Origin of the sequence: Bacteroides faecis MAJ27 (assembly GCF_900106755.1) — a bacterium.
Lineage (GTDB): Bacteria > Bacteroidota > Bacteroidia > Bacteroidales > Bacteroidaceae > Bacteroides > Bacteroides faecis.
The window spans coordinates 60,230-81,432 of the sequence record NZ_FNNN01000025.1 but is presented as its reverse complement, the minus strand read 5'-3'; the positions used below and the strand labels follow the sequence as shown (position 1 = coordinate 81,432).

Below are 21,203 nucleotides of genomic sequence, written 5' to 3'. Positions count from 1 at the left end.
GGAGCCCCGGGACAATCAAATTCTTACCGAACCCGCTAAAACGATTATCGAAACGACTTTTTAACTTCTCTAAAGAGAATGTCCATATATTCGTTCCATTAACTTCTTTCCCAACAGGGGACGGTAATGTCCCTGTTCATAATAATAATGGTAATCATTGGTATATTCATTGATACCGCTAAAATCAAACACGTTCGCTTCACCGAATAGCTTGCATAAGATTTCTTTATCTTTGGGATGCAGCACTTTCTGGTTATAATCAGGACTAATCAGAATGCGCACACGGCAATGGTGGCGGTTTAGCAGGTCGGCAATGTCATTGAGTAAAGCAAGCTGCGATTGGAAAACGGCACGCTCAGCAACATCCGGCGGCAATACGGTATTTCCTTCAGGACCATAAAGCAGTAATCCTATGCCGGCTTGCCGGGCTATCTGCCGTTTCCTTTCCGCAGGATAGTCGGGATGCAGGATTACATACGTCTTTCCTGCCAGTAATACCGCCAATATGGAAGCATACGTTTCTATCCGGTTTTCTGCCGCAATGCCTACTACGTTTTCTTTCAGGTTACGGAGGGTATGGCTGATACTTATTGCCTGTCCCACCAGCCTGCTATAAGTGTAGGTCTCGTCTTCTATGACGAATGCCGGACGGTCGGCATATTTTAGTGCAGCTTTCATTATATCCGCCAGCATATCCAGACTATATATATTTTATTCATGCTCTGTTTCGATTAGGTTGTTTTGGGAGTGTTCGGGCTTCGATTCTTGCGATGTCGTTTCATTATCCGCGCTATACGAACCGGTACCGAGAATCATCAAGGCAAAAGTAAATGGCAATACTTGTTCCATAATTTTATCTGTTTTTCGTTGAGTAATTCATCTTGCAGGAAAGCGGATCGGGTAGAGAAACGATAGAAGGAGAGAAACCGGAGTTTTCACCTTTCTGCTTGTACATGTAACCGATGGCAGTAAATCCGAAGTCCCGTCTGTACAGGGCTTGCCGTTGGAAGCACAGGTACAGAAGAAAAGTACACAAGCTATAGGCCAAGAAATTAATAAGACAGACCTTTAATTTTAGTTTCCACATATTCTCTTTGAAATTTAAGTGTTTGTTATAGGAAAAAATACCCATTTTTACGTTTATTTTTCCCTAACTTTGAGAAAGCAAAATAACCGTATTCCTTAAACCCAGACAATCCGAAACTTCCCGAACCGCCTAAATCGGCATCTGAAACAACCAATCACACAACTCCGGCTATTTTTTTAACCATAGGGCACATTTAAGCATTTATCACAGGCACACTTAATGTGATAGCTTCCGTTTATCAATCATTTGTTTATCGGCTTTTTTAAGTCCGGCATTATAGAAAAAAATGGGTTTATCATGATCGTTCAAATACATACGCTGTCTGGTCTGAAAATCGGAACTCACTAAAGATAAGCCGGGTTGTAGATAAGGTGTCTGGATAAAAGCTACATCCAGCATCATATGAAAGACCGCATTTGTAGCAACTGGTTTAGGCTTATTTTGTACTGCATAGCCGACCTTTTCAGGAAAATCCCTTTGGTAGTTTTCCGAAAACCATATAAACATAGGAATATACAATTGATAAAAGGTAGGGTTCGGAGAAGAATGTAAAAAACGTTTTCGTCTATCATCCAACATATCTTCGCCATGATCGGGTGTATAAAACAGGGCAGAAATAACTTCTTGCTTTCTCAACATCCCTATCAGAGTATATAAAAAATTGTCAGTGTAACGTATACTATTATCGTAAGCATTGATAAGTTGAACCTTGTTTTCCACTTTTACATTGGCGACATTATCCGGCTCATATAGGGAAAAAATTTCCGGATAACGTTCTTTGTAATTGAAGTGGGAGCCGTAGGTATACAGAACCACAAAAAGATTCCCGGAAATGGAGTCGACATAATGTTGCAGCAGGGGCAACATGGCTTCGTCGAAATTATTGACGGTAGTCATACCTCCGTCCGGAGAACAGCGTATATTTTGATGATGGTCGGCTTCCTGAAAATAGAAGTCCGTAAAAGAACGATTGGGAGTCTGGTTGGATAGGAATATGGTTGTAAATCCGGCTTCTTTAAAAGCAGTCAGAATACTTTTATGCGTGTAAACGACACTATAATCTTCGGCAGAAGCCGCCGACAAAATAAGAGGAACACTTTTGTGAGTGGTGTTGGATTGAGTAATGGCATCTTTGTAAACAACTAAACCGGAGGTTTGCGCTAAAAGAGGGTTCGTTTCCCGGGGATAACCGTAAAGACTCCAGTTTTCTGCCCGGCTGGCTTCTCCGATAACGAGCACATAGATTTCCCGCTTCGAGGACCGGACATCTTTATGGGCCTTAAATGTGAAATTTTTGGATAAGACAGGGTATTGCTGGGAATGACGCCATTTATTTATGGCAAATCCACAATTATAGACCACATTTACCGGATAAACATCTTCGTGCAGCGTGAAACGTCCTGTATTGTTATTATTAGAAGTAAACAACAATAAACAAGACAAAAACATCCATAAAGCACCTGTAGCTATCCATTTCTTCCGGAAGGAAACCGGAAGATATAACTTGAGTTTGCAGGCAATAACAGCAACAATTATAGTGGGGATATACAATGCACAAACAAGAATAATGGCCGGCCAGATATTATCCAGCAATTCCCCGGCTTCGCTGGCATTAGTCGTCGCCAGATTCAGAAACATGTCTACAGCTATCACCGCTTCTCCAAAAAGGTAAAAAAGTACCAACTGGAAAGCGTGGAGAAAAAGTAAAGGGAAAAGAACAAGTTGTATCAAGCCCGTATCTTTTGACAGACTAAAAAATAAAAGATAAAGCCCCAGAGGAAAGAGAAGAAGAACTAATTTTCCTGTTATAGAAAAGGGTTCTGTAAAAAACAGACAAATACTGGGAATCAGATTTATGCCGATAAAAAACCAGAATAACAGCTTCGGGTTGTGAAATGAACGATGAATGAACTGTCGAAACTTAAAAACTATCATTTTTTAGGGTTTAAATAAGTTGTTCGTACTTTTTTATTAAATGACTCTATACCTTGTTATAAGAAAGAAAATACTCAAAACGCTTCGTTGATATTGAAATAAAACGAACTTTGGCCTTTTCCTATTCCATAATCCAGACGAATATTTACCCGGTTCTTAAATTCCCAGCGGTAGCCTAAACCATAACTGGGTAAAGTTTCTTTCCCAAGTGGGCTACCATACTCCAGGGAGTATTTCCGGGTTTAAATGTTCCATTCAAATCGTAAGCCAGTACAGCTCCTTTCCAAAGTTCGTCGTAATGCCTGATTTGTAGGTCTGTTCTCTGAAAAGAATAGCAATTGCCCAGAAATTTTGGAAAAAAGGTTTGTTCAATCTTAGCATAAGTTCCTTTGTAAGGATTGGGAATAAAATCCCGCGAATCATAAGTAAGAATGAAACCTCCTCCCAAACTGGATATCTTATTTCTTTCGCCTTCCAGAAAACGAATATCTTTAAAATCTTTTCCATTGACATGACGGTACATACCTGTAACTCCGATAAAGGTGTTTAGAGCTATTTCACGGTAAAAGTCCAGTTTGATTTGTATTTCTTTTCTTTTATACTCGGTGTACCCATCATTCCGTTTTCCGTTCCCATAACCAATGCCCCAGTATTGGCTGAGAAAAGAGAAAAAGTACATATTAACATCCAAACGGTAAAGGTCACGGGGAAAAATGGTATTCCCGTCAATCCCCAACAAATAAAAACCGGTAGTAGTAATATCCCCGTAAAGAGATATATTAGAAGGAGAAAGAGACATACCGGCTCTATCCAACCGGTATAGGCCGGATGCGACTATTCCTAATCCCAATTTAGTATCTTTGGAAAAATGCGGTCCTCCGATGATACTGAAATCGATTTTTTTATCGTTTCGGACTTCATTGGATTGTTGAAAGTATCTGTAAATCCGCTGAAACAGATTATTTTTGATAATGCTATCTGTAGCAGACTGTACCAAGGTGTCCAGCCTGTAATCCACTTCAGGCATAATCTCATCTTCCAGACAGTCGCCTAAAGCAAGAGACACATCTTTATATTGTCCTTTCTCATCAGAGTGTCGGGCTGCTTTTACTTGGTCATTCCGTTTAAAATACTTATTTGGGGCGAAAAGTGTACTGCCTGAGAGTAAAACAATGGTCGCTATCAAAACTCTTCTTATCATCTCCATAAATTAGTAAAATATAGAATCGAAAAACAGAAACAAATGTATCGGTTGCCTTATCAAAACGAAAGCACTATTATACCCAACCGCCAGTATCCGCTGTTGAAACGCCTGAATGCGCCCTTGGATATTTCGTCTTAGAAAATTATAAAATTGGATGATGTCCTATTCTTAAAAGAATAAACTGGGTGATACGAACCCTCTTTCTGTCGTTTCAAATGTTTTTTTAGCGGTTTGAGATTTTTTTTCTTTCCAAAGCCTTGTGTAATAAGTATCTTTGTATCCGTTTTATAACAACAAAATAGCACATGGATATACGACACGATCGTATGCAAGAGCATCACAGCCATTGTTATTCCTGTACTTTTTGACATAGACAAAATTTGGCTTGCTATCACGTTTGTAGAAACAGGAGCGCTTATGTTCACAACCTATTGTTTGAAACGTTATAAGGCAAAATATAATTATTGAACAAATAGTCGTAATATGAAAAAAGAAAGCAAAACAAATATATTGAATTGGAAGAACTGCATATCCTTGTCGTTGATAGCTTACGGGTTATACATTATATTGTGGCTGATAGTCGGCGACGAGGATTTGACCGTTGAGAACGGAGGGTCTTTCATGGCGGAGATGCTCATTGACTTTGTATTGTGCATTCTCTTCACATTCATGTCTTTACTCTATAGTCATCTGCTGTTTCGCTTCATCCCGTCGGAAGGGCGGTCTTACAAAAGGCTGGTCATCTATACCTGCCTGTTGTTCCTGCTCAACAACCTGATGGCCTACGGGATGACCGAGGCGTATAACCGGTTGTTAGAATCCTCCTTCGGTGAGGCATTCTACATGAAGAACGTCTACATCTACGGCATGATAGCCACTTTCATCTCCTGCATCTATTCCTGTGCCATCTATCTTGAATCCTACATACAGGCAAATGATGAAAAAAGTCGGTTGGAAACCGCTTTGATGAAAGAAAAGGAAATTGCGCTTCAATCACAGCTTCAGTTCCTTAAAGCGCAAATCGACCCGCATTTCATGTTCAACAATTTCAGTATCTTATCCGAATTAATCGAAGAAAATCCTGCATTGGCCGAATGCTTCCTCAGTAATCTGTCGAAAGTATACCGATACATTATTCAAAATTTAGAACGTACCGTTATTTCCGTTTGCGAAGAGATACGATTCCTCGATTCCTATCTCTACCTGATTAAAATGCGATATGGTGAAAGCGTCGTAGTCCATATCGAAGACTCACTGAGAAAGGAAAAGAAATCCATTCCCCCTGCTTGTCTGCAATTGTTGGTGGAAAACGCCATCAAACATAACGGGCACTCTCCTGACGCGCCTCTATCTATAGACATCCTGCGAATTGAAAACCATATCGTTGTACGTAACCTGTTATCGCCGTTGTTGTCTTCCATAGAGTCTACCGGCCTCGGACAAAAAAATATCCGCGAACGGTATGCGCTCCTAAGCCATCAAGAGGTTATCATCCAAAAGACCGACCGGGATTATTCGGTCAGTCTACCAATACTCAATAATACTCACTAACGTCATGAATATACTTATACTTGAAGACGAACAGCGAAATGCCGACAGACTGATACGTCTGTTGCAGAAAATCGACCCGACATTCATAATCTCAGGTCCGATGACCAGTGTCAAAGACACAATCGCATATTTGCAAACTCAATCGTCTCCCGATGTGATTTTGTCGGACATTCGGTTATCCGACGGCTTAAGTTTTGATGCACTCAAAGAAGCTGGCTCACCCATTCCGGTGATTTTTACAACAGCCTATGATGAGTATGCCATTCGGGCTTTTAAATACAATAGTTTCGACTACTTGCTGAAACCGGTCGATAAGGATGAGCTGGCCCAAGCCATCTGTAAAGTGAAACAATATGCTTTGAATACTACGGAAGATAATCTTCACCAGCTCATCGAAGCTATGGAACGCAGTAATTATAAATACCGCGAGCGTTTTTTGATTCCTTATCGTGACGGTTACAAAACTGTGTCCGTGAATGATATCTGTTATGTTTTCACCGAAAATAAGATTGTACGTCTGTTTCTGCGCGATGGCACTTCCGAAGCGGTTTCTGTCAGCATGGACGATTTAGAGAAACAGCTCAACCCCGAACACTTCTTTCGTGCGAACCGCCAGTACATTGTTCGTATGGAAAGCATCAAATATTTGGGTAATTACTTTGGGGGTAAACTCGTCCTACGGTTGAAAGGATATCCCGACGTGGAAATAATCATTAGCAAAGATAAAGCTCCGTTGCTGAAAAAATGGCTCGATCGGTGAGGTAGATGATATAGATGATTTCGTAAGATATGTCAATACCTCCTGATAGGTTAGGTTACCGGCAATCACGAAATACCCTGTTACCCCATAGGTTATCCTACGTACATAAGCAAGATTGTTGATGTTTTCAGATAAATCGATGAAAATCCCTTGAGCAGGTGTATCCATAGTGATGATAAATCCTCTGAAAATAAATTCACTTACGACCCAACTCTTTACCTTCTTCGTAGTGATTTTTTAATTGACAATCTGTTCAATAGTTTCTCCTAACCTTTCATTGTCAGGAAAGAAGAGTTTTATGTTTGACACTTCTTTAGTTTGTTCCACCCGAAACTTGTGCAATTTAGGTATATGGCCTTTGCATTTTCGGCATTCATCTGATTCCAAAATATCTTTCAGAAATTGCATATATGCAATCCCATTTGGATATTCGATTGTGGCAATATACGGCTCACTAAAATCGGTATAAACATTAATCGGATGTTTGTCATTGGTCATCTCCCTGTCAAAAGAAGTTGCAAAAGCACTTTGCGGAAAGGTGCCACCTGGAAATATATGCGGTGGATGTCCATTGCAAGGCCAATCTGGGACTCCTAAATATTTGTTCCCGATGAATATTTCATTTATGGAAATCTCATTGTCTATGAGTATATTCCACACAACCTTGAACTTATCAGTTGGTTCCTTCTTCGGTGTCCTTTCTCCACAAGAAATAGGTTCGTCTTTATTACAAGCTGCCAAATGGTAAGGCATAGTAACAGCAGCAGTATGAGCAAAGGAATCTTTTGGTTATCATCGTTTTTTGTTTATAAGATCACGGATGTAAAATTACTACACATTTCTATCCTCAACTATTGAAATCTGCGCGAAGTGATAAAAATGGCACGTGAAACGGAAAAAGTGGTCCGCAATACTTCCATATTTATTTGAGAAAATGAAATAACTGCCTTTGGGGGCATCCAATATGCCAATCTCATTTTTCTTGCGGTATTTCTAAGCTTCGGCATAGGTACAGCTCCGATTATCAATTATAACTATGATACCGGAAGGCTTGATGAACTGCAAAAATATGTATCGTGGTAGTCTGCACTTCACCGGCATTTCAGGATTATTATTGTTTACTTTTACCGAAATATTCATATTCCCGTAAGCAAGTATTTTTGTCGGTAACAACAAAAAGCTCCTTTCCCTGACGACATTTGATTTTCGGCTTTATGGTATCTCATTTCTATTGCCGGGCTTTAACATCTATGCATCAGCATTCTTTACAGCCCTTAACAACTACCTTGTCTCCGCCGTTTTACCGAAAACAAAATTGTACATCTGTTTCTGTGCAACGGTACTTCCGAAGCGGCTTCTGTTAACATGTACGATTTAGAAAAACAACTCAACCCCAAACATTTCTTCCGTGCGAACCACCAGTACATCGTGAATATAGACAGTATATTGTTTTTAGAAAATTATTTTAGAGGAAAACTTATCCTCCGTTTAAAAACTATTCTAATGCGGAACTCACAATAAGTAAGAACAAGGTTCCTATATTGAAAAGCTGGGTTGGCAAATAAAGTCTGTTCTAACCCACAGAATGAATATTGTAAATAGCTTTGGCAAAGATATAAAATGATAAAACGTCTCCGTTTAGTGTGAGCATAATTTGTCTCAATAGCTAGTACTCAAATCTTGCCGTATTGCCGTATTTCCTTATCTCTTTTTCCCATATAACAATTTCCTCAATTTTATTACCCCGTCATGACTTCCCATTGCAGATTTTTAGGGACTCCGACCGTAGCTGCCCCCTGAAACGAGCAAGGTGAAGCCACCGACAAGGCATAAAAAATTTAGCAAAGTAGTCGTTGGTCGGTTTCGTGGTGTACGTGGCGGTGCGTTTCATGTGAGCCTGTTGGTGGTGTGGTGACAGATTTAGGCGGTATTCCGCCCACGTTGGCGGTTTTGGCGGTAGTGGTTTTCCTCATCCGTGCCGTGTGGCATATTCTTTCCGCTTTCCTCTCTATTTTCGTGCTTGTCCTTTTCATCATCCTTTTATGCGTGATACTCTGAAACGAAATATTAATCATTAAAAAACAACTCATTATGAACAATGTGCATTTATTAGGAGTGTAACAACAGAAGTTACGACAGAGACGAACAGACCATTTCAGTCAATCAAGTGGTAGTATTGGAAGGCTACAACTACGACAGTTATGTAATGTATGAAGTGACCCGCAATAAGTGGAGAATAACCTATCATCTTATCAATCTGCTAACCTACGAATTTCATACTTCCGACCTTATCCGACCTTTGTCGGAAAAATTCGGGATAGGTATCTATTACGATGATGCGAAAGCCGTTATTATCGGTGAATTACGGGTGAGCGAGTGCAAAAGCTATACGGACTACTACGACTACCGTATAGAAAGAACCGTGATTTTAGGCTTTTCCACCCATACACGCAACCTTTTTCCCGAAATGTACAAGTATGCCGCCAATTTTGAGAGAACGGCTTATTTGGCAGAATATGACAAAGAATACGAACACCATGAAAACTACAGTATGGGACGGCATGTATTTGGGATGCAACAAGTACAGCAGTTGGACGATTTCAAAAGAAGAAATTTACGACCTTGAAAAGTTCATCGAACGATACGCCTATACCGCAGGGGATGAAGCTAACATTTGTCTGAAAGCACCGCAGAGGGAAGCAGGAGAGCAACAGCCGACAACATCCGCAGACCTTTCCCCGTTCAATCTTGAAATCGTGGAGTACAGCGAAAAAGCGATTGCCGTATTCGGGGACACCAAACCGATAAAGAACGTCTTGAAAGGTTTGAACGGTCTGTTCCGTGCAAACCTCACCTACAACGGTGAAAGGCGTGCAGAGTGGATTTATAGCAGGAAGCAGGAGCAGAAAGTACATGAGACGCTCGCAGCGTGCACCAACGCATAGAAACAGAAAAGACAGAGCAGAACAAACTGCCCTACCTATCAAAGAACTTCTAAACATACAATGATATGAAAACAGAAACAAGAACATATACCCTTTATCAGACAACCGAGTTATCCGAGGAATCCAAAGAAAAGGGTTCTTCGTCACTTTTGATGGTAAAAAGTGACGAAGAACGACTAACGCAACAGGAGCTGAATTGCTGAATTCAAGTTATAAATGCGACAGTTTACACATACAATAAAAAGAGATTAAACAAAAAAACGATTGGGATGTATGAGCAGGCAAAAAAAAATCAGTCTGTTAAAACTTACACGAGCCCAAACAAAAACATCTCCTGTCTGTTACATATCGAACTTAAATATAGTAACCTAAACTTTTAAATTATGGCTAGAGAAAGCGTAAAAATCTTACAAGGAAAGCTGGATGTAGAAAGCTTGATTTCACAGTTGAATGCAGCATTGTCTGAAGAATGGCTGGCATACTACCAGTATTGGGTAGGCGCATTAGTAGTAGAAGGCGCTATGCGTGCAGACGTACAAGGCGAGTTCGAAGAACATGCAGAAGAAGAACGCAGACATGCGCAACTGCTTGCCGACCGCATTATCGAACTGGAAGGAGTACCCGTATTGGACCCGAAGAAATGGTTCGAACTGGCAAGATGCAAATATGATGCTCCCCAAGGATTTGATTCTGTAAGTCTGCTGAAAGATAATGTAGCTTCTGAGCGTTGCGCAATACTACGTTATCAAGAAATTGCCGACTTCACTAATGGAAAAGATTTCACCACCTGTGATATTGCAAAACATATTCTTGCCGAAGAAGAAGAACATGAGCAAGATCTTCAGGATTACCTGACTGACATTGCCAGAATGAAAAAATCATTTCTCGAAAAGTAATTTCCCACCCAGTAGAAAGTGAGTAAAAGGCAATCTTAAAAAGAGAATATTAAAAGACATTCCCTCGCTGAGATTGCCTTTTTCATATACACACATCAAAGACGCACAAAAGTTTATATTCCTTTAAACTCCTTTTGAACAATTTCTATCCGGATTGGAACAGCAGATTTCATTTTATTCCCTCTACATTTGCAACCGCACTTATCTACAAGTGCGTAGATATAATAGGTATTAACATATCAAATGAAGGGACTATGCAAAATCAATTATCAAAAACAGACAGATTATCCAATCAAGATATCAGAAAACGATTGAACGTAAAAAAAACGATCATTGGAGTACTCATCCTGCTAATAGGACTCTCTCACTTGCCCGAAGCAGTTCTACTTAATATAGATGAGATTTCATCGGGCAACATTTTATATCTTATCACATGTATACTAATCTGTGCTATAGGTATATACCAGCTCAAATTCCGGTCTAAGGAAATGAAATACCTGCCAACCAAAAGTGTTGTCAAAGAGAAGAACTATTCATTCAACCTGAAGTATATGGAATCACTGAAAGAAATGATTGAATCCGGGAATTTTTCCAACAGTTTCAACATAAAGAAAGAAAAGGGCGGAAACCTCCGTCTGGATGTCCTCATGTCGGCTGATAAGAAATTTGCAGCCGTACGACTGTTACAGTTTATTCCATATAGTTACATTCCGGTCATAGACATGCAGTACCTGCGGAATGACAAGATCATCGCTCTGGAGAATTTCTTAGAACACTATAAATAAGAGTCCGTTCTATTTATCCATCCCCACTTTTACGTAATAGTGCGATAAAAACCAAACTATTTTCAAACAAATCAAGAAGAAATCTTTCTTTTTTCGTATTTTTGTCCCAATATGCACGTTTAATTCAAGTAGACAACGAACATCAACGAAAAAGAATGAGAGTAATTGATTTAATACATAACAGCGAAAAAACAGCTTTCTCTTTCGAAATCCTTCCTCCTCTGAAAGGTACAGGCATCGAAAAGCTGTATCAGACTGTCGATACCCTTCGGGAGTTTGATCCGAAATATATCAATATCACCACGCACCGCAGCGAATACGTATACAAAGACCTGGGTAACGGACTTTTCCAACGAAACCGGCTGAGAAGACGTCCGGGGACTGTTGCCGTAGCCGCCGCTATCCAGAACAAATATAATATCACGGTAGTGCCGCATATACTATGCAGCGGTTTCTCCCGCGAAGAGACAGAATATGTACTGCTCGACCTGCAATTTCTGAATATCACTGATTTGCTGGTACTCCGGGGCGATAAAGCCAAGCATGAGTCAGTATTCACTCCCGAAGGAGACGGATACCATCATGCGATCGAACTGCAAGAGCAAATCAACAATTTCAATAAGGGAATCTTTGTCGACGGTTCGGAAATGAAAGTAACCAACAGCCCGTTCTCCTACGGTGTGGCTTGCTATCCGGAGAAACATGAAGAGGCCCCCAACATCGAGTCCGACCTCTTCTGGCTGAAAAAGAAAGTGGAAGCAGGCGCCGAATATGCAGTGACACAGTTATTCTACGACAATAAGAAATACTTCGAATTTGTAGAACAAGCAAAGGCAGCAGGCATCAATGTACCTATCATTCCGGGCATCAAGCCATTCAAGAAGTTATCTCAACTCAGCATGGTACCCAAGACATTCAAAGTAGACTTGCCGGAAGATTTGGTGAAAGAGGCTTTGAAATGCAAGAATGACAAGGAAGCCGAGCAGGTAGGCATCGAATGGTGCGTCGCCCAATGCAAGGAGTTGATGGCACATGGAGTGCCGAGTATCCACTTCTACTCCATCGGAGCAGTGGACAGTATCAAAGAAGTGGCTAAAATCATTTATTGACATGTTTTTCAGAGACGTAATCGGACAAGAAGAAATCAAGCAGCGGCTCATTCAGGAAGTGAGTGAAGGGCGCATACCGCATGCCCAACTCATCTGTGGTCCCGAAGGAGTCGGCAAAATGCCGTTGGCTATTGCTTATGCACGCTACATCAGTTGCACCAACCGAGGTGAAACGGATGCCTGCGGAGCATGTCCGTCATGTGTGAAATTCAACAAACTGGTACACCCGGACGTACATTTCGTGTTCCCTATCGTGAAAAGCTCAAAAGGAAAACGGGAAGTGTGCGACGATTATATTGCGGACTGGAGACAATTCGTACTCAACAATCCGTATTTCAACCTGAATCATTGGCTGAGAGAAATGGATGCCGAGAATGCACAGGCCATCATCTATGCGAAAGAGAGTGACGAGATTCTGAAAAAGCTCAGCCTCAAATCGAGCGAAGGAGGATTCAAGATCACTATTCTCTGGCTACCCGAAAAGATGCATCCGGTATGCGCCAACAAACTATTGAAACTGCTTGAAGAGCCGCCGGAGAAAACCATCTTCCTGCTCGTATCGGAAGCTCCGGAAATGATTCTGCCCACCATTCTGAGCCGTACTCAGCGCATGAACGTGCGAAAAATTGACGAACCGGCTATCGACCGGATATTACAGACTAAATATGGCATCCAGCCTGCCGACAGTCTTTCCATTGCCCACCTGGCAAACGGAAACTTCATCAAAGCACTGGAAACCATTCATCTGAACGAAGAGAATCAGTTATTCTTCGACTTATTTGTTAGCCTGATGCGATTGTCCTATCAACGGAAAATCAGGGAAATGAAACTATGGAGCGAACAGGTTGCCGGCATGGGACGTGAACGCCAGAAGAACTTTCTGGAATACTGCCAGCGTATGATTCGCGAGAACTTCATATTCAACCTGCATCAGCGTGACCTGACGTATATGACAATCAATGAACAAAATTTCGCCTCTCGCTTTGCCCCTTTTGTCAACGAACGAAACGTGATGGGCATCATGGATGAACTGAGCGAAGCGCAACTGCATATAGAACAAAATGTAAATGCCAAGATGGTATTCTTCGACTTCTCTCTGAAGATGATCGTACTGTTGAAGCAATAATAAATATATAAACTATGGAATATAAGCTTCATAATGGGAGTGGCGGTCTTTGCTGCAAAGGATGCTCCCGACAAGATAAGAAACTGAACACTTACGACTGGCTGGCAGACATACCGGGCAATGCGGAAGAGTGCGATATGGTGGAAGTGCAATTTAAAAATACCCGGAAAGGCTATTACCGCAACAGCAATAAAATCAAACTGGAAAAGGGAGATATTGTTGCCGTGGAAGCTGCTCCCGGACATGACATCGGTGTAGTGACCCTGACCGGAAGACTTGTTCCGCTACAGATGAAGAAAGCGAACTTCAAGACGGATGCGGAAATAAAAAGAGTCTACCGAAAAGCCAAGCCGGTGGATATGGAGAAATTCAACGAAGCGAAAGCAAAGGAACACGCGACCATGATCCGTGCCCGCCAGATTGCACTGAACCTGAATCTGGATATGAAAATCGGTGACGTAGAATATCAGGGGGATGGCAACAAGGCTATTTTCTACTACATCGCTGATGAACGTGTGGACTTCCGACAGCTGATTAAGGTACTTGCCGAAGCTTTCCGCGTCCGTATTGAAATGAAACAGATCGGTGCGCGACAGGAAGCCGGACGTATCGGTGGTATCGGTCCTTGTGGACGGGAGCTTTGCTGTGCCACCTGGATGACGAGTTTCGTATCGGTGTCTACAAGCGCTGCCCGCTTTCAGGATATCTCACTGAATCCTCAAAAGCTTGCCGGACAATGCGCCAAACTAAAATGTTGTCTGAACTATGAGGTAGACTGCTATGTGGAAGCCCAGAAACGTCTTCCTTCCAGAGAAATCGAATTGGAAACGAAAGACGGCACTTTCTATTTCTTCAAAGCTGATATCCTGAGCAATCAGGTTTCTTACTCGACAGATAAGAACTTCCCTGCCAATCTGGTTACAATCAGCGGAAAACGTGCTTTCGAGGTCATTGCCATGAACAAGAAGGGAATGAAGCCCGACAGTCTGCTCGAAGCTGAAGTCAAGCAAGAACCCAAAAAGCCGACAGACCTGCTGGAACAGGAAAGTCTCACCCGCTTCGACCGCAACCGGAACAACAAGGAAGGAAACAACGCCAACCGGAATAAGAAGAAAAGGAAAGGAAACAATGATAACCGCCCGCAGGCACAGGCTGAAGGTGGAAATCGTCCGCAACAACCTCAGAGAGGAGAGAACGAAAACCGTCCGCAACCGTCAGAAAACGGAAACAGAGGGGAAAAAGGAGACAGAGAAAATCGCCCGAGAAATAATAATAACCGGAACAGAGGACAGAACCAAGGACGAAATAATGAAAACAGACGTCCGGAAAGAGGACAGAATCAAGAGCGTCCACAAAATCCGAACCGTCCGCAGAATCAGGAACGTCCGGCCAACCAGGAGCGTCCACAAAATAGAGAACGCCAGCCGAAACAGGAACGCCCTCAAAATCAGGAACGTCCGCAGAATCAAGAACGATCACAGGAACAAGGAAAGCAGCCCCATCAGGAACGTGCTCCGAGACCTGAAAGAAATCCGAATCAAGAGAAACCGCAAAATAATGAGAAGCCTGCTCAGGAATAACTTATTTTGTTTGCTCGGTGTCTGCCTCATGGCAGCCTGCAATGAAAATACCGTGTATCACTCTTACCAGTCCCTGCCCAACGAGGGATGGGCAAAGAGTGATACACTCTCTTTTCAGTGTCCTGTTACAGACAGCATCCCTGCTACACTCAGATTATTCGCGGAAGTGCGCAACAGAAGTGAATATCCTTACCACAACCTTTACCTGTTCATCCAGGAGAATCTCCTTGACTCTACCGTGTGGCGTACCGACACGATAGCAATCAATCTGGCAGATACGACAGGAAGATGGCTGGGAAATGGATGGGGAAGCATTTATCAGACTGCTGTTTTTGTCAAGTCCGTCCGCCCGCTGCATCCCGGAAACTATACCATCAAAATCATGCACGGAATGCAGGATGAGAAGTTAACCGGACTCAATGACGTCGGCATCCGAATCGAAAGACAAAAAGAATAAATCCGTCTTAAAGCCTTCTGCCTCTTCCGGCATCCAGTCGCAGGAAGATAAACAGCAAGATGGTGAATCCCCACAACGAAGAGCCTCCATAGCTAAAGAACGGCAGAGGAATGCCAATTACCGGAGTCAGTCCCAGTACCATACCCACATTAATGAAAAGGTGGAAAAGGAAAATACTGACCACCGAATATCCATAGACACGTCCGAAGGTGGAAGTCTGCCGCTCGGATAAAGCAATCAGCCTCAGAATCAATATAAGGAAAGCCAACAGGACGGCAGCCGAACCGACAAATCCCTGCTCCTCTCCTACTGTGCAGAATATGAAGTCAGTATCTTGTTCGGGTACATATTTCAGCTTGGTCTGTGTTCCATTCAGAAATCCTTTCCCGGTCAAGCCTCCGGAGCCAATGGCTATCTTTGACTGATTGACATTGTATCCCGCTCCTGTCAGATCTTCTTCCAGACCAAGTACAACCTTGATACGGATTTGCTGATGGGATTCCAAGATGTTATCAAATACGTAGTTACTGGAATACAGGAAGCCGATAGAGCCGATAGCAAACAGAGCAATCAGGAAATAGGAACGCTGACGCTCCCTCAATGCCAGATAGAGCAAATAGCCTACCACAATGACACAAAGCCCCCATTGCACCCATACCAGGCTAAAATGTATCCCATATTCAGATATCAAATAGGCAACAAGCAGAATGATCAGACTTCCCCCGATGATATTCCGTGTAGGTTCCCACTTTTTACGGTACACCCAGACCATTCCTCCGGCAAACAACAGGATCAATAACAACACGATAAATTCTCCTAAAGGTGTGGGAGTATCAGCTATAAAAACTTCGTCGAAACGAATGCCGACAACAAAGTAAATCACCGCACACAGACCGGCAAAAAGCACTACTCCGGGCATACCCTCGCGATAAAGCACCAAAAAGAATGCAAGATAGACCAGTGCCGAGCCTGTCTCCCGTTGTCCGATAATCAAAAGCATCGGAAGCAGAATGATGAAGCCTAAAACGAAAGCACACTTCTCTTTCTTTATGCTGAATGAGTATGAGTTCATATATTTCGCGAGTGCCAGCGCCGTAGCAAACTTGGCAAATTCGGCGGGTTGCAGACTGACCGGCCCCATCACCAGCCACGAACGCGATCCTTTCGTATCCGGCGCTATAAAGATGGTGACAATAAGCAGCACAATCATCCCCGTATATATAATGTACGCGAACATATCGTACATCCGGTCTTCCAGCATCAGCAGAACAAACCCCAGCCCGAAGGAGCAGATAATCCATACGAACTGTTTTCCGGCACGGGTAGAGAAATCAAAGAAGTCACGATCGCCATAGTCATAGCTCGCACCGCAAACGCTGAACCATCCGCCGACAATCAAAAGCAGATAGATACCAATCGTTACCCAATCCAATGTTTTCCACAAACTATCGTTCCTCGTTACCATATAAGATGATTCTGTTACTGATTTCTTCTGCTCTTAACTCATTCTCCGGTGACAACTTCCCTTTCATATATTGTTCCATCATCAATGCACCGATCGGTACTCCATAAGTAGCTCCCCATCCGCCATTCTCCACATAAACAGCGATAGCGATCTTAGGCTTGCTCATCGGAGCGAAACCCATAAACACAGAATGGTCATGTCCCCGGTTCTGTGCCGTTCCCGTTTTTCCACAGGCTTCAAGGTCCGGAACCATTACGGACAGCATGCGGCAAGTACCTCCGGTAGCGGCAGCACGCATTCCCTCTACTACAGATTCATAATGTCTGCGTTCTATCGTAGTGTTGCGCGGATGACGATAAATACTGTCTAACTGCGCATCCTGAATCTCCTTCACAATATGCGGCGCAGTAAAGTGTCCGCGGTTAGCGATTGTTGCTCCCAGATTAGCTATCTGAAGAGGGGTAGAGAGGATTTCGCCCTGTCCGATAGAGATACTGATCACCGTCAGTCCATTCCAGTGTCCGCGATAAGCCTTGTCATAAAACTGAGCATTAGGTATCAGACCACGTTTTTCTCCGGGTAAGTCGACTCCTAATTTATAGCCGAATCCCTGAGAAACCATGTGATCTTTCCAGACCGTTATGGCATTCTGCGGAGAGCCGTACTTACGATCGCCGAACATACGGAATAATCCCCAGCAGAAATAAGAGTTACAAGAGGTCGCAATAGCCGGAATCAAAGGCAAAGGCGAACCATGAGTATGGCAGCCCACTGTCAGACGTCCATAATGGAAGCCGCGAGAACAGGGGAAAGAAGGACTTTGCTCCGTAATGATTCCTTCCTGCAGGAAGGTTAATCCCTGCGCCGTCTTGAAAGTAGATCCCGGAGGATAGACTCCCATCAACGCACGATTGAGCAATGGTTTCTGCTTATCACGTTGCAGCATCAGATGATTCTTACCACGCTGGCGACCAATCATCAGGTGTGGGTCGTAGTTCGGCGATGATACCAGACAAAGGATTTCTCCGGTTTCCGGCTCGATAGCTACAATACTTCCGATTTTATTCTTCAGCAACCGTTCACCTAACATCTGCAAATCAATATCCATGCTCAATGTCAAGTTCTTGCCGGGAATGGAAGGACGGTCATACTCTCCATCCATGTAACGTCCCTGAATACGTCCGTGAGCATCACGCAGCAGAATCTCCACTCCTTTTTCTCCACGCAGGTATTTCTCGTAAGATCTCTCGACACCTAACTTTCCTATATAATCTCCGCGAATGTAATATCCTTCTTCATCCGCCTCCATATCCTTGGCAGATACCTCACCGATATCTCCCAAAGCATGGGCAGCCGCATTGTAAGAATATTGCCGGATCGTACGCCGCTGAATATAAAAACCGGGAAACTTAAACAGTTTCTCTTGAAAGACGCCACACTCTTCAGCAGAAAGCTGCGACATGAAAAGCTGGTTGGTATAGCGGGAATATCCCGGATTGCGGCGGCGGTCTTTCATATCACTCATAATCTTGAGGAACTGAGCACGGGTGATACCCAACGACTCACATAAATCGAGTGTATCCAGATTTTCCACCTCTTTCGGAACGAGGGTGATGTCATAAGCCGGTTGGTTGAACACCAGCAGTTTGCCGTTACGATCGTAAATAGCTCCCCGCGAGGGGTATTGAATTTTATTCAGGAAAGCATTGCTGTCGGCATTTTTCTTGTAGTCGTCTGTCGTTATCTGCAAGACAAAGAGGCGTATCAGATAGATCAACACAATAGTTAAAGCAATACCCCCGATAACAAATTTCCGCTTCTCTAATCTATAATCTTTTGCCATTCCTATCTCCTTATTCCTTCTACAGCAAGAATGCAGGTTAAAGTCAGAAGGGTGCATGAGATCACCCGCAATAACAACAGCCAGATGCTGGTAAATGAGAAGAACTCAATGCTGAGTAATGCCAGACTATGCACGAAAACACTTGCCGTGGTATATTTCAGAAAAGGAGTGATACCCATGCTCTTGAAAGACGGGATGATACTGTCCAGATTGTCACGCGGAGTAAACAGACGCAGCAATGACGGACGCAGAAAGGCCAGCAACACGGTTGCCGCAGCATTCATCCCCGGAGTATCGGCAAAGATATCAATGGTTAGTCCGAAAAAGAAAGCCCACAGCATCAATTCATTCCGGGAAGTTCCGGAAGCGAACTTCAGTATAAAGTAAATGTAGAGAAAAGGAGTAGCATATCCGGCAATATGTACATTGTTCAGGATAAGCACCTGAAGAAGTACCAGCCCGACGAACCATCCAATTCTATGTATATAGGTAATTATCATTATTTCGTAGTCTTATTTTCCAGTTCTTTCTGTTCCTGCTGACCGTTCCGGGCTATCACCCGCACATCACTCACCTTTCCGAAATCGGTAGCCAACTTGATTTTCAACAAATAAGACAACCCGTCATGTGAGTCGGACATATCATCAACTGTTCCGACCATGATTCCCTCGGGGAATACGGTAGAAAAGCCGCTTGTCACTACCGTATCACCCAGATTGAACTCTGCATGACGAGGCAAATCTTTCAGATAAGCATACCGGGAATCTCCATGTTCCCACTTCAGATAACCGAAATAATCACTTCCGACAATCTTGCAACTGACATTCGACTTACTGTTCAACACCGAAATCACTACCGAATAGGAAAGGGATGTTTCATAAACAATTCCCACAATTCCGTTTCCATCCACCACTCCCATTTCGGGGCGGATGCCGGAAGAAGAGCCTTGATCGAGCGTAATGTAATTATCCGCCTGATTCAGACTGTTCTTTATGACACGTGCTTTGAACAACTGATAATCTGTCTGAGGTATCTCCTTGATACTGTTTACAGTGACAGAATCTACCTGATGCTCCCGCAACGCCTTTTCCAGATTAGTGATTTGTTGTTCGAGTGCCATGTTACGGTCCAGCAAGTCTTCGTTGACCGACTTAAGATGAAAATAAGAGCTTATTCCTCCTGAAACTTCATAAACTGCCCCAACAACCACATTGGCAGAAGTGAAAAAAGTACTCTGCTGGTAGCTGTTGAACCGAAATAACAAAACAAAACTGGCTACCTCTAATACGATGAAGAGGAACCAGTAATTGTATTTCAAAAGGAAGTTTATTAAATTCCGCATGAATAATGATCCGTATTATTTTATCTCATCAAGAAAGAGAAACGGTCTACATTCTTTAATGCCACACCTGTACCTTTGGCTACCGCGTGCAAAGGATCTTCAGCAATGTGGAAAGGTATGTTAATCTTATCCGTCAAACGCTTGTCCAGTCCGCGAAGCAATGCACCACCACCGGCAAGATAGATACCATTGTGTACGATATCCGCATATAGTTCGGGCGGCGTATTTTCCAATGCGCTCAGGATGGCTGTCTCTACCTTGGAAATGGATTTCTCCAGACAGTGTGCCACTTCCTGATAACATACGGGCACTTCCATCGGAAGAGCTGTAATACGATTCGGACCATGAACGATATAATCTTCCGGAGCGTCATCGCCAAGCTCGGTCAGGGCAGCACCTACATTGATCTTAATACGTTCTGCCATACGTTCGCTGACTTTCACATTGTGCTGACGGCTCATATATTCCTGGATATCTGCGGTCAGATCATCTCCGGCGATACGGATAGAGTTGTTGGAAACGATACCTCCCAAAGAGATAACGGCAATTTCAGTAGATCCACCACCTATATCCACGATCATGTTTCCTTCGGGCGCTTCTACATCAATACCGATACCGATCGCCGCAGCCATCGGTTCGAATATCAGATAGACGTCACGTCCGCCGGCATGCTCTGCTGAGTCACGAACGGCACGGAGTTCTACTTCCGTACTTCCCGACGGTACACCGATCACCATACGGAGAGACGGTGAGAACAAGTGATTACGAGTATTTACTTGTTTAATCAAACCGCGCATCATTTGCTCGCAAGCATAGAAGTCGGCGATCACTCCATCCCTCAACGGACGAATAGTACGTATATTTTCGTGGGTCTTTTCGTGCATCAACTTCGCCTTTTCCCCAACGGCGATCATCTTATCTGTACGGCGATCCAAGGCCACAACCGAAGGCTCATCCACCACAATTTTCCCATTTGTGATGATGATGGTATTGGCTGTTCCCAAGTCCATCGCTATTTCTTGTGTAAAAGAGAATAATCCCATATTTTTAAATGAAGAATTAAGAATGAAGAATTAAGAATGGGGAATGCTGTTATGGACAGGCATTTTTCATTATTA

20 protein-coding genes and 1 pseudogene are annotated in these 21,203 nt (G+C 43.0%); 10 read left to right on the top strand and 11 right to left on the bottom strand.

Features of this window, described 5'->3' with window-relative positions; all coding sequences use genetic code 11:
* Nucleotides 1-69: 69 nt before the first annotated feature.
* The 5 genes from BLW31_RS18775 to BLW31_RS18760 form a co-directional block, all read right to left on the bottom strand.
* A complete protein-coding gene (locus tag BLW31_RS18775; protein ID WP_010536470.1) occupies nt 70-693 on the bottom strand; it encodes an AMP-binding protein in 624 nt (207 codons plus the stop codon).
* Nucleotides 694-711: 18 nt separating this feature from the next.
* On the bottom strand, nt 712-849 hold the full coding sequence (locus BLW31_RS24525) for a hypothetical protein (protein WP_022301045.1): 138 nt from the start codon (nt 847-849) through the stop codon (nt 712-714).
* A 4-nt stretch (nt 850-853) separates the two neighbouring features.
* Complete coding sequence (locus tag BLW31_RS18770) at nt 854-1,087, bottom strand: hypothetical protein (RefSeq protein WP_138336290.1); 234 nt, start codon at nt 1,085-1,087, stop codon at nt 854-856.
* Nucleotides 1,088-1,303: 216 nt separating this feature from the next.
* Nucleotides 1,304-2,818 (bottom strand): phosphoethanolamine transferase family protein, encoded by a 1,515-nt coding sequence (locus tag BLW31_RS18765; protein ID WP_229035681.1) that lies wholly within the window; start codon nt 2,816-2,818, stop codon nt 1,304-1,306.
* A gap of 379 nt (nt 2,819-3,197) precedes the next feature.
* Complete coding sequence (locus BLW31_RS18760; RefSeq protein ID WP_229035683.1) at nt 3,198-4,223, bottom strand: BamA/TamA family outer membrane protein; 1,026 nt, start codon at nt 4,221-4,223, stop codon at nt 3,198-3,200.
* Nucleotides 4,224-4,709: 486 nt separating this feature from the next.
* On the opposite strand from BLW31_RS18760, the gene BLW31_RS18750 reads away from it, so the two are divergent.
* Together BLW31_RS18750 and BLW31_RS18745 are read left to right on the top strand one after the other, a co-directional pair.
* Entirely contained in the window at nt 4,710-5,777 is a 1,068-nt protein-coding gene (locus BLW31_RS18750; RefSeq protein ID WP_010536465.1) for a sensor histidine kinase, read from the top strand.
* Nucleotides 5,778-5,781: 4 nt separating this feature from the next.
* Nucleotides 5,782-6,537 carry a LytR/AlgR family response regulator transcription factor gene (locus BLW31_RS18745; RefSeq protein ID WP_010536464.1) on the top strand — a complete coding sequence of 252 codons (756 nt, stop codon included), beginning with the start codon at nt 5,782-5,784 and terminating at the stop codon, nt 6,535-6,537.
* A 237-nt stretch (nt 6,538-6,774) separates the two neighbouring features.
* Here the strand turns inward: BLW31_RS18745 and BLW31_RS18740 are convergent, their stop codons facing one another.
* The gene (locus BLW31_RS18740) at nt 6,775-7,290 is read right to left on the bottom strand and encodes a hypothetical protein (protein WP_010536463.1); all 516 of its coding nucleotides are present in this window, start codon (nt 7,288-7,290) and stop codon (nt 6,775-6,777) included.
* A gap of 612 nt (nt 7,291-7,902) precedes the next feature.
* Between BLW31_RS18740 and BLW31_RS25075 the strand changes: the two genes are divergently transcribed.
* From BLW31_RS25075 to gldH, 8 genes and pseudogenes are all read left to right on the top strand, one after another.
* Entirely contained in the window at nt 7,903-8,058 is a 156-nt protein-coding gene (locus BLW31_RS25075; protein WP_349931292.1) for a LytTR family transcriptional regulator DNA-binding domain-containing protein, read from the top strand.
* A 570-nt stretch (nt 8,059-8,628) separates the two neighbouring features.
* Nucleotides 8,629-9,482 (top strand): annotated as a pseudogene (locus BLW31_RS18725) (fusion protein).
* Nucleotides 9,483-9,865: 383 nt separating this feature from the next.
* Nucleotides 9,866-10,378: a ferritin-like domain-containing protein gene (locus BLW31_RS18720; RefSeq protein ID WP_010536462.1), complete on the top strand. Its 513-nt coding sequence runs from the start codon at nt 9,866-9,868 to the stop codon at nt 10,376-10,378.
* Nucleotides 10,379-10,632: 254 nt separating this feature from the next.
* Nucleotides 10,633-11,163 (top strand): hypothetical protein, encoded by a 531-nt coding sequence (locus BLW31_RS18715; protein ID WP_022301037.1) that lies wholly within the window; start codon nt 10,633-10,635, stop codon nt 11,161-11,163.
* Nucleotides 11,164-11,318: 155 nt separating this feature from the next.
* A complete protein-coding gene (metF, locus tag BLW31_RS18710) occupies nt 11,319-12,272 on the top strand; it encodes a methylenetetrahydrofolate reductase [NAD(P)H] (RefSeq protein WP_010536460.1) in 954 nt (317 codons plus the stop codon).
* 1 nt (nt 12,273) lies between these two features.
* Nucleotides 12,274-13,398, top strand: coding sequence for a DNA polymerase III subunit (locus BLW31_RS18705; RefSeq protein WP_010536459.1), 1,125 nt, complete (start codon nt 12,274-12,276; stop codon nt 13,396-13,398).
* 14 nt (nt 13,399-13,412) lie between these two features.
* Nucleotides 13,413-14,978: a regulatory iron-sulfur-containing complex subunit RicT gene (locus tag BLW31_RS18700; protein ID WP_010536458.1), complete on the top strand. Its 1,566-nt coding sequence runs from the start codon at nt 13,413-13,415 to the stop codon at nt 14,976-14,978.
* Nucleotides 14,956-15,435, top strand: a complete 480-nt coding sequence (gene gldH, locus BLW31_RS18695) for a gliding motility lipoprotein GldH (protein WP_022301036.1) — start codon at nt 14,956-14,958, stop codon at nt 15,433-15,435. Before BLW31_RS18700 ends, gldH begins: the two co-directional genes overlap by 23 nt.
* A gap of 7 nt (nt 15,436-15,442) precedes the next feature.
* Here gldH and rodA read toward each other — a convergent pair whose 3' ends face one another.
* The 5 genes from rodA to BLW31_RS18670 are packed head-to-tail and all read right to left on the bottom strand — an operon-like array spanning nt 15,443 to nt 21,128.
* Nucleotides 15,443-16,900, bottom strand: coding sequence for a rod shape-determining protein RodA (gene rodA, locus BLW31_RS18690; protein ID WP_010536456.1), 1,458 nt, complete (start codon nt 16,898-16,900; stop codon nt 15,443-15,445).
* Nucleotides 16,881-18,743 (bottom strand): penicillin-binding protein 2, encoded by a 1,863-nt coding sequence (gene mrdA / locus BLW31_RS18685; RefSeq protein ID WP_010536455.1) that lies wholly within the window; start codon nt 18,741-18,743, stop codon nt 16,881-16,883. Before mrdA ends, rodA begins: the two co-directional genes overlap by 20 nt.
* A 2-nt stretch (nt 18,744-18,745) precedes the next feature.
* On the bottom strand, nt 18,746-19,243 hold the full coding sequence (gene mreD / locus BLW31_RS18680; protein WP_010536454.1) for a rod shape-determining protein MreD: 498 nt from the start codon (nt 19,241-19,243) through the stop codon (nt 18,746-18,748).
* Entirely contained in the window at nt 19,243-20,085 is an 843-nt protein-coding gene (gene mreC / locus BLW31_RS18675) for a rod shape-determining protein MreC (RefSeq protein WP_010536453.1), read from the bottom strand. Before mreC ends, mreD begins: the two co-directional genes overlap by 1 nt.
* Before the next feature lie 20 nt (nt 20,086-20,105).
* Nucleotides 20,106-21,128 (bottom strand): rod shape-determining protein, encoded by a 1,023-nt coding sequence (locus tag BLW31_RS18670; protein WP_008762747.1) that lies wholly within the window; start codon nt 21,126-21,128, stop codon nt 20,106-20,108.
* Nucleotides 21,129-21,203: the final 75 nt, after the last annotated feature.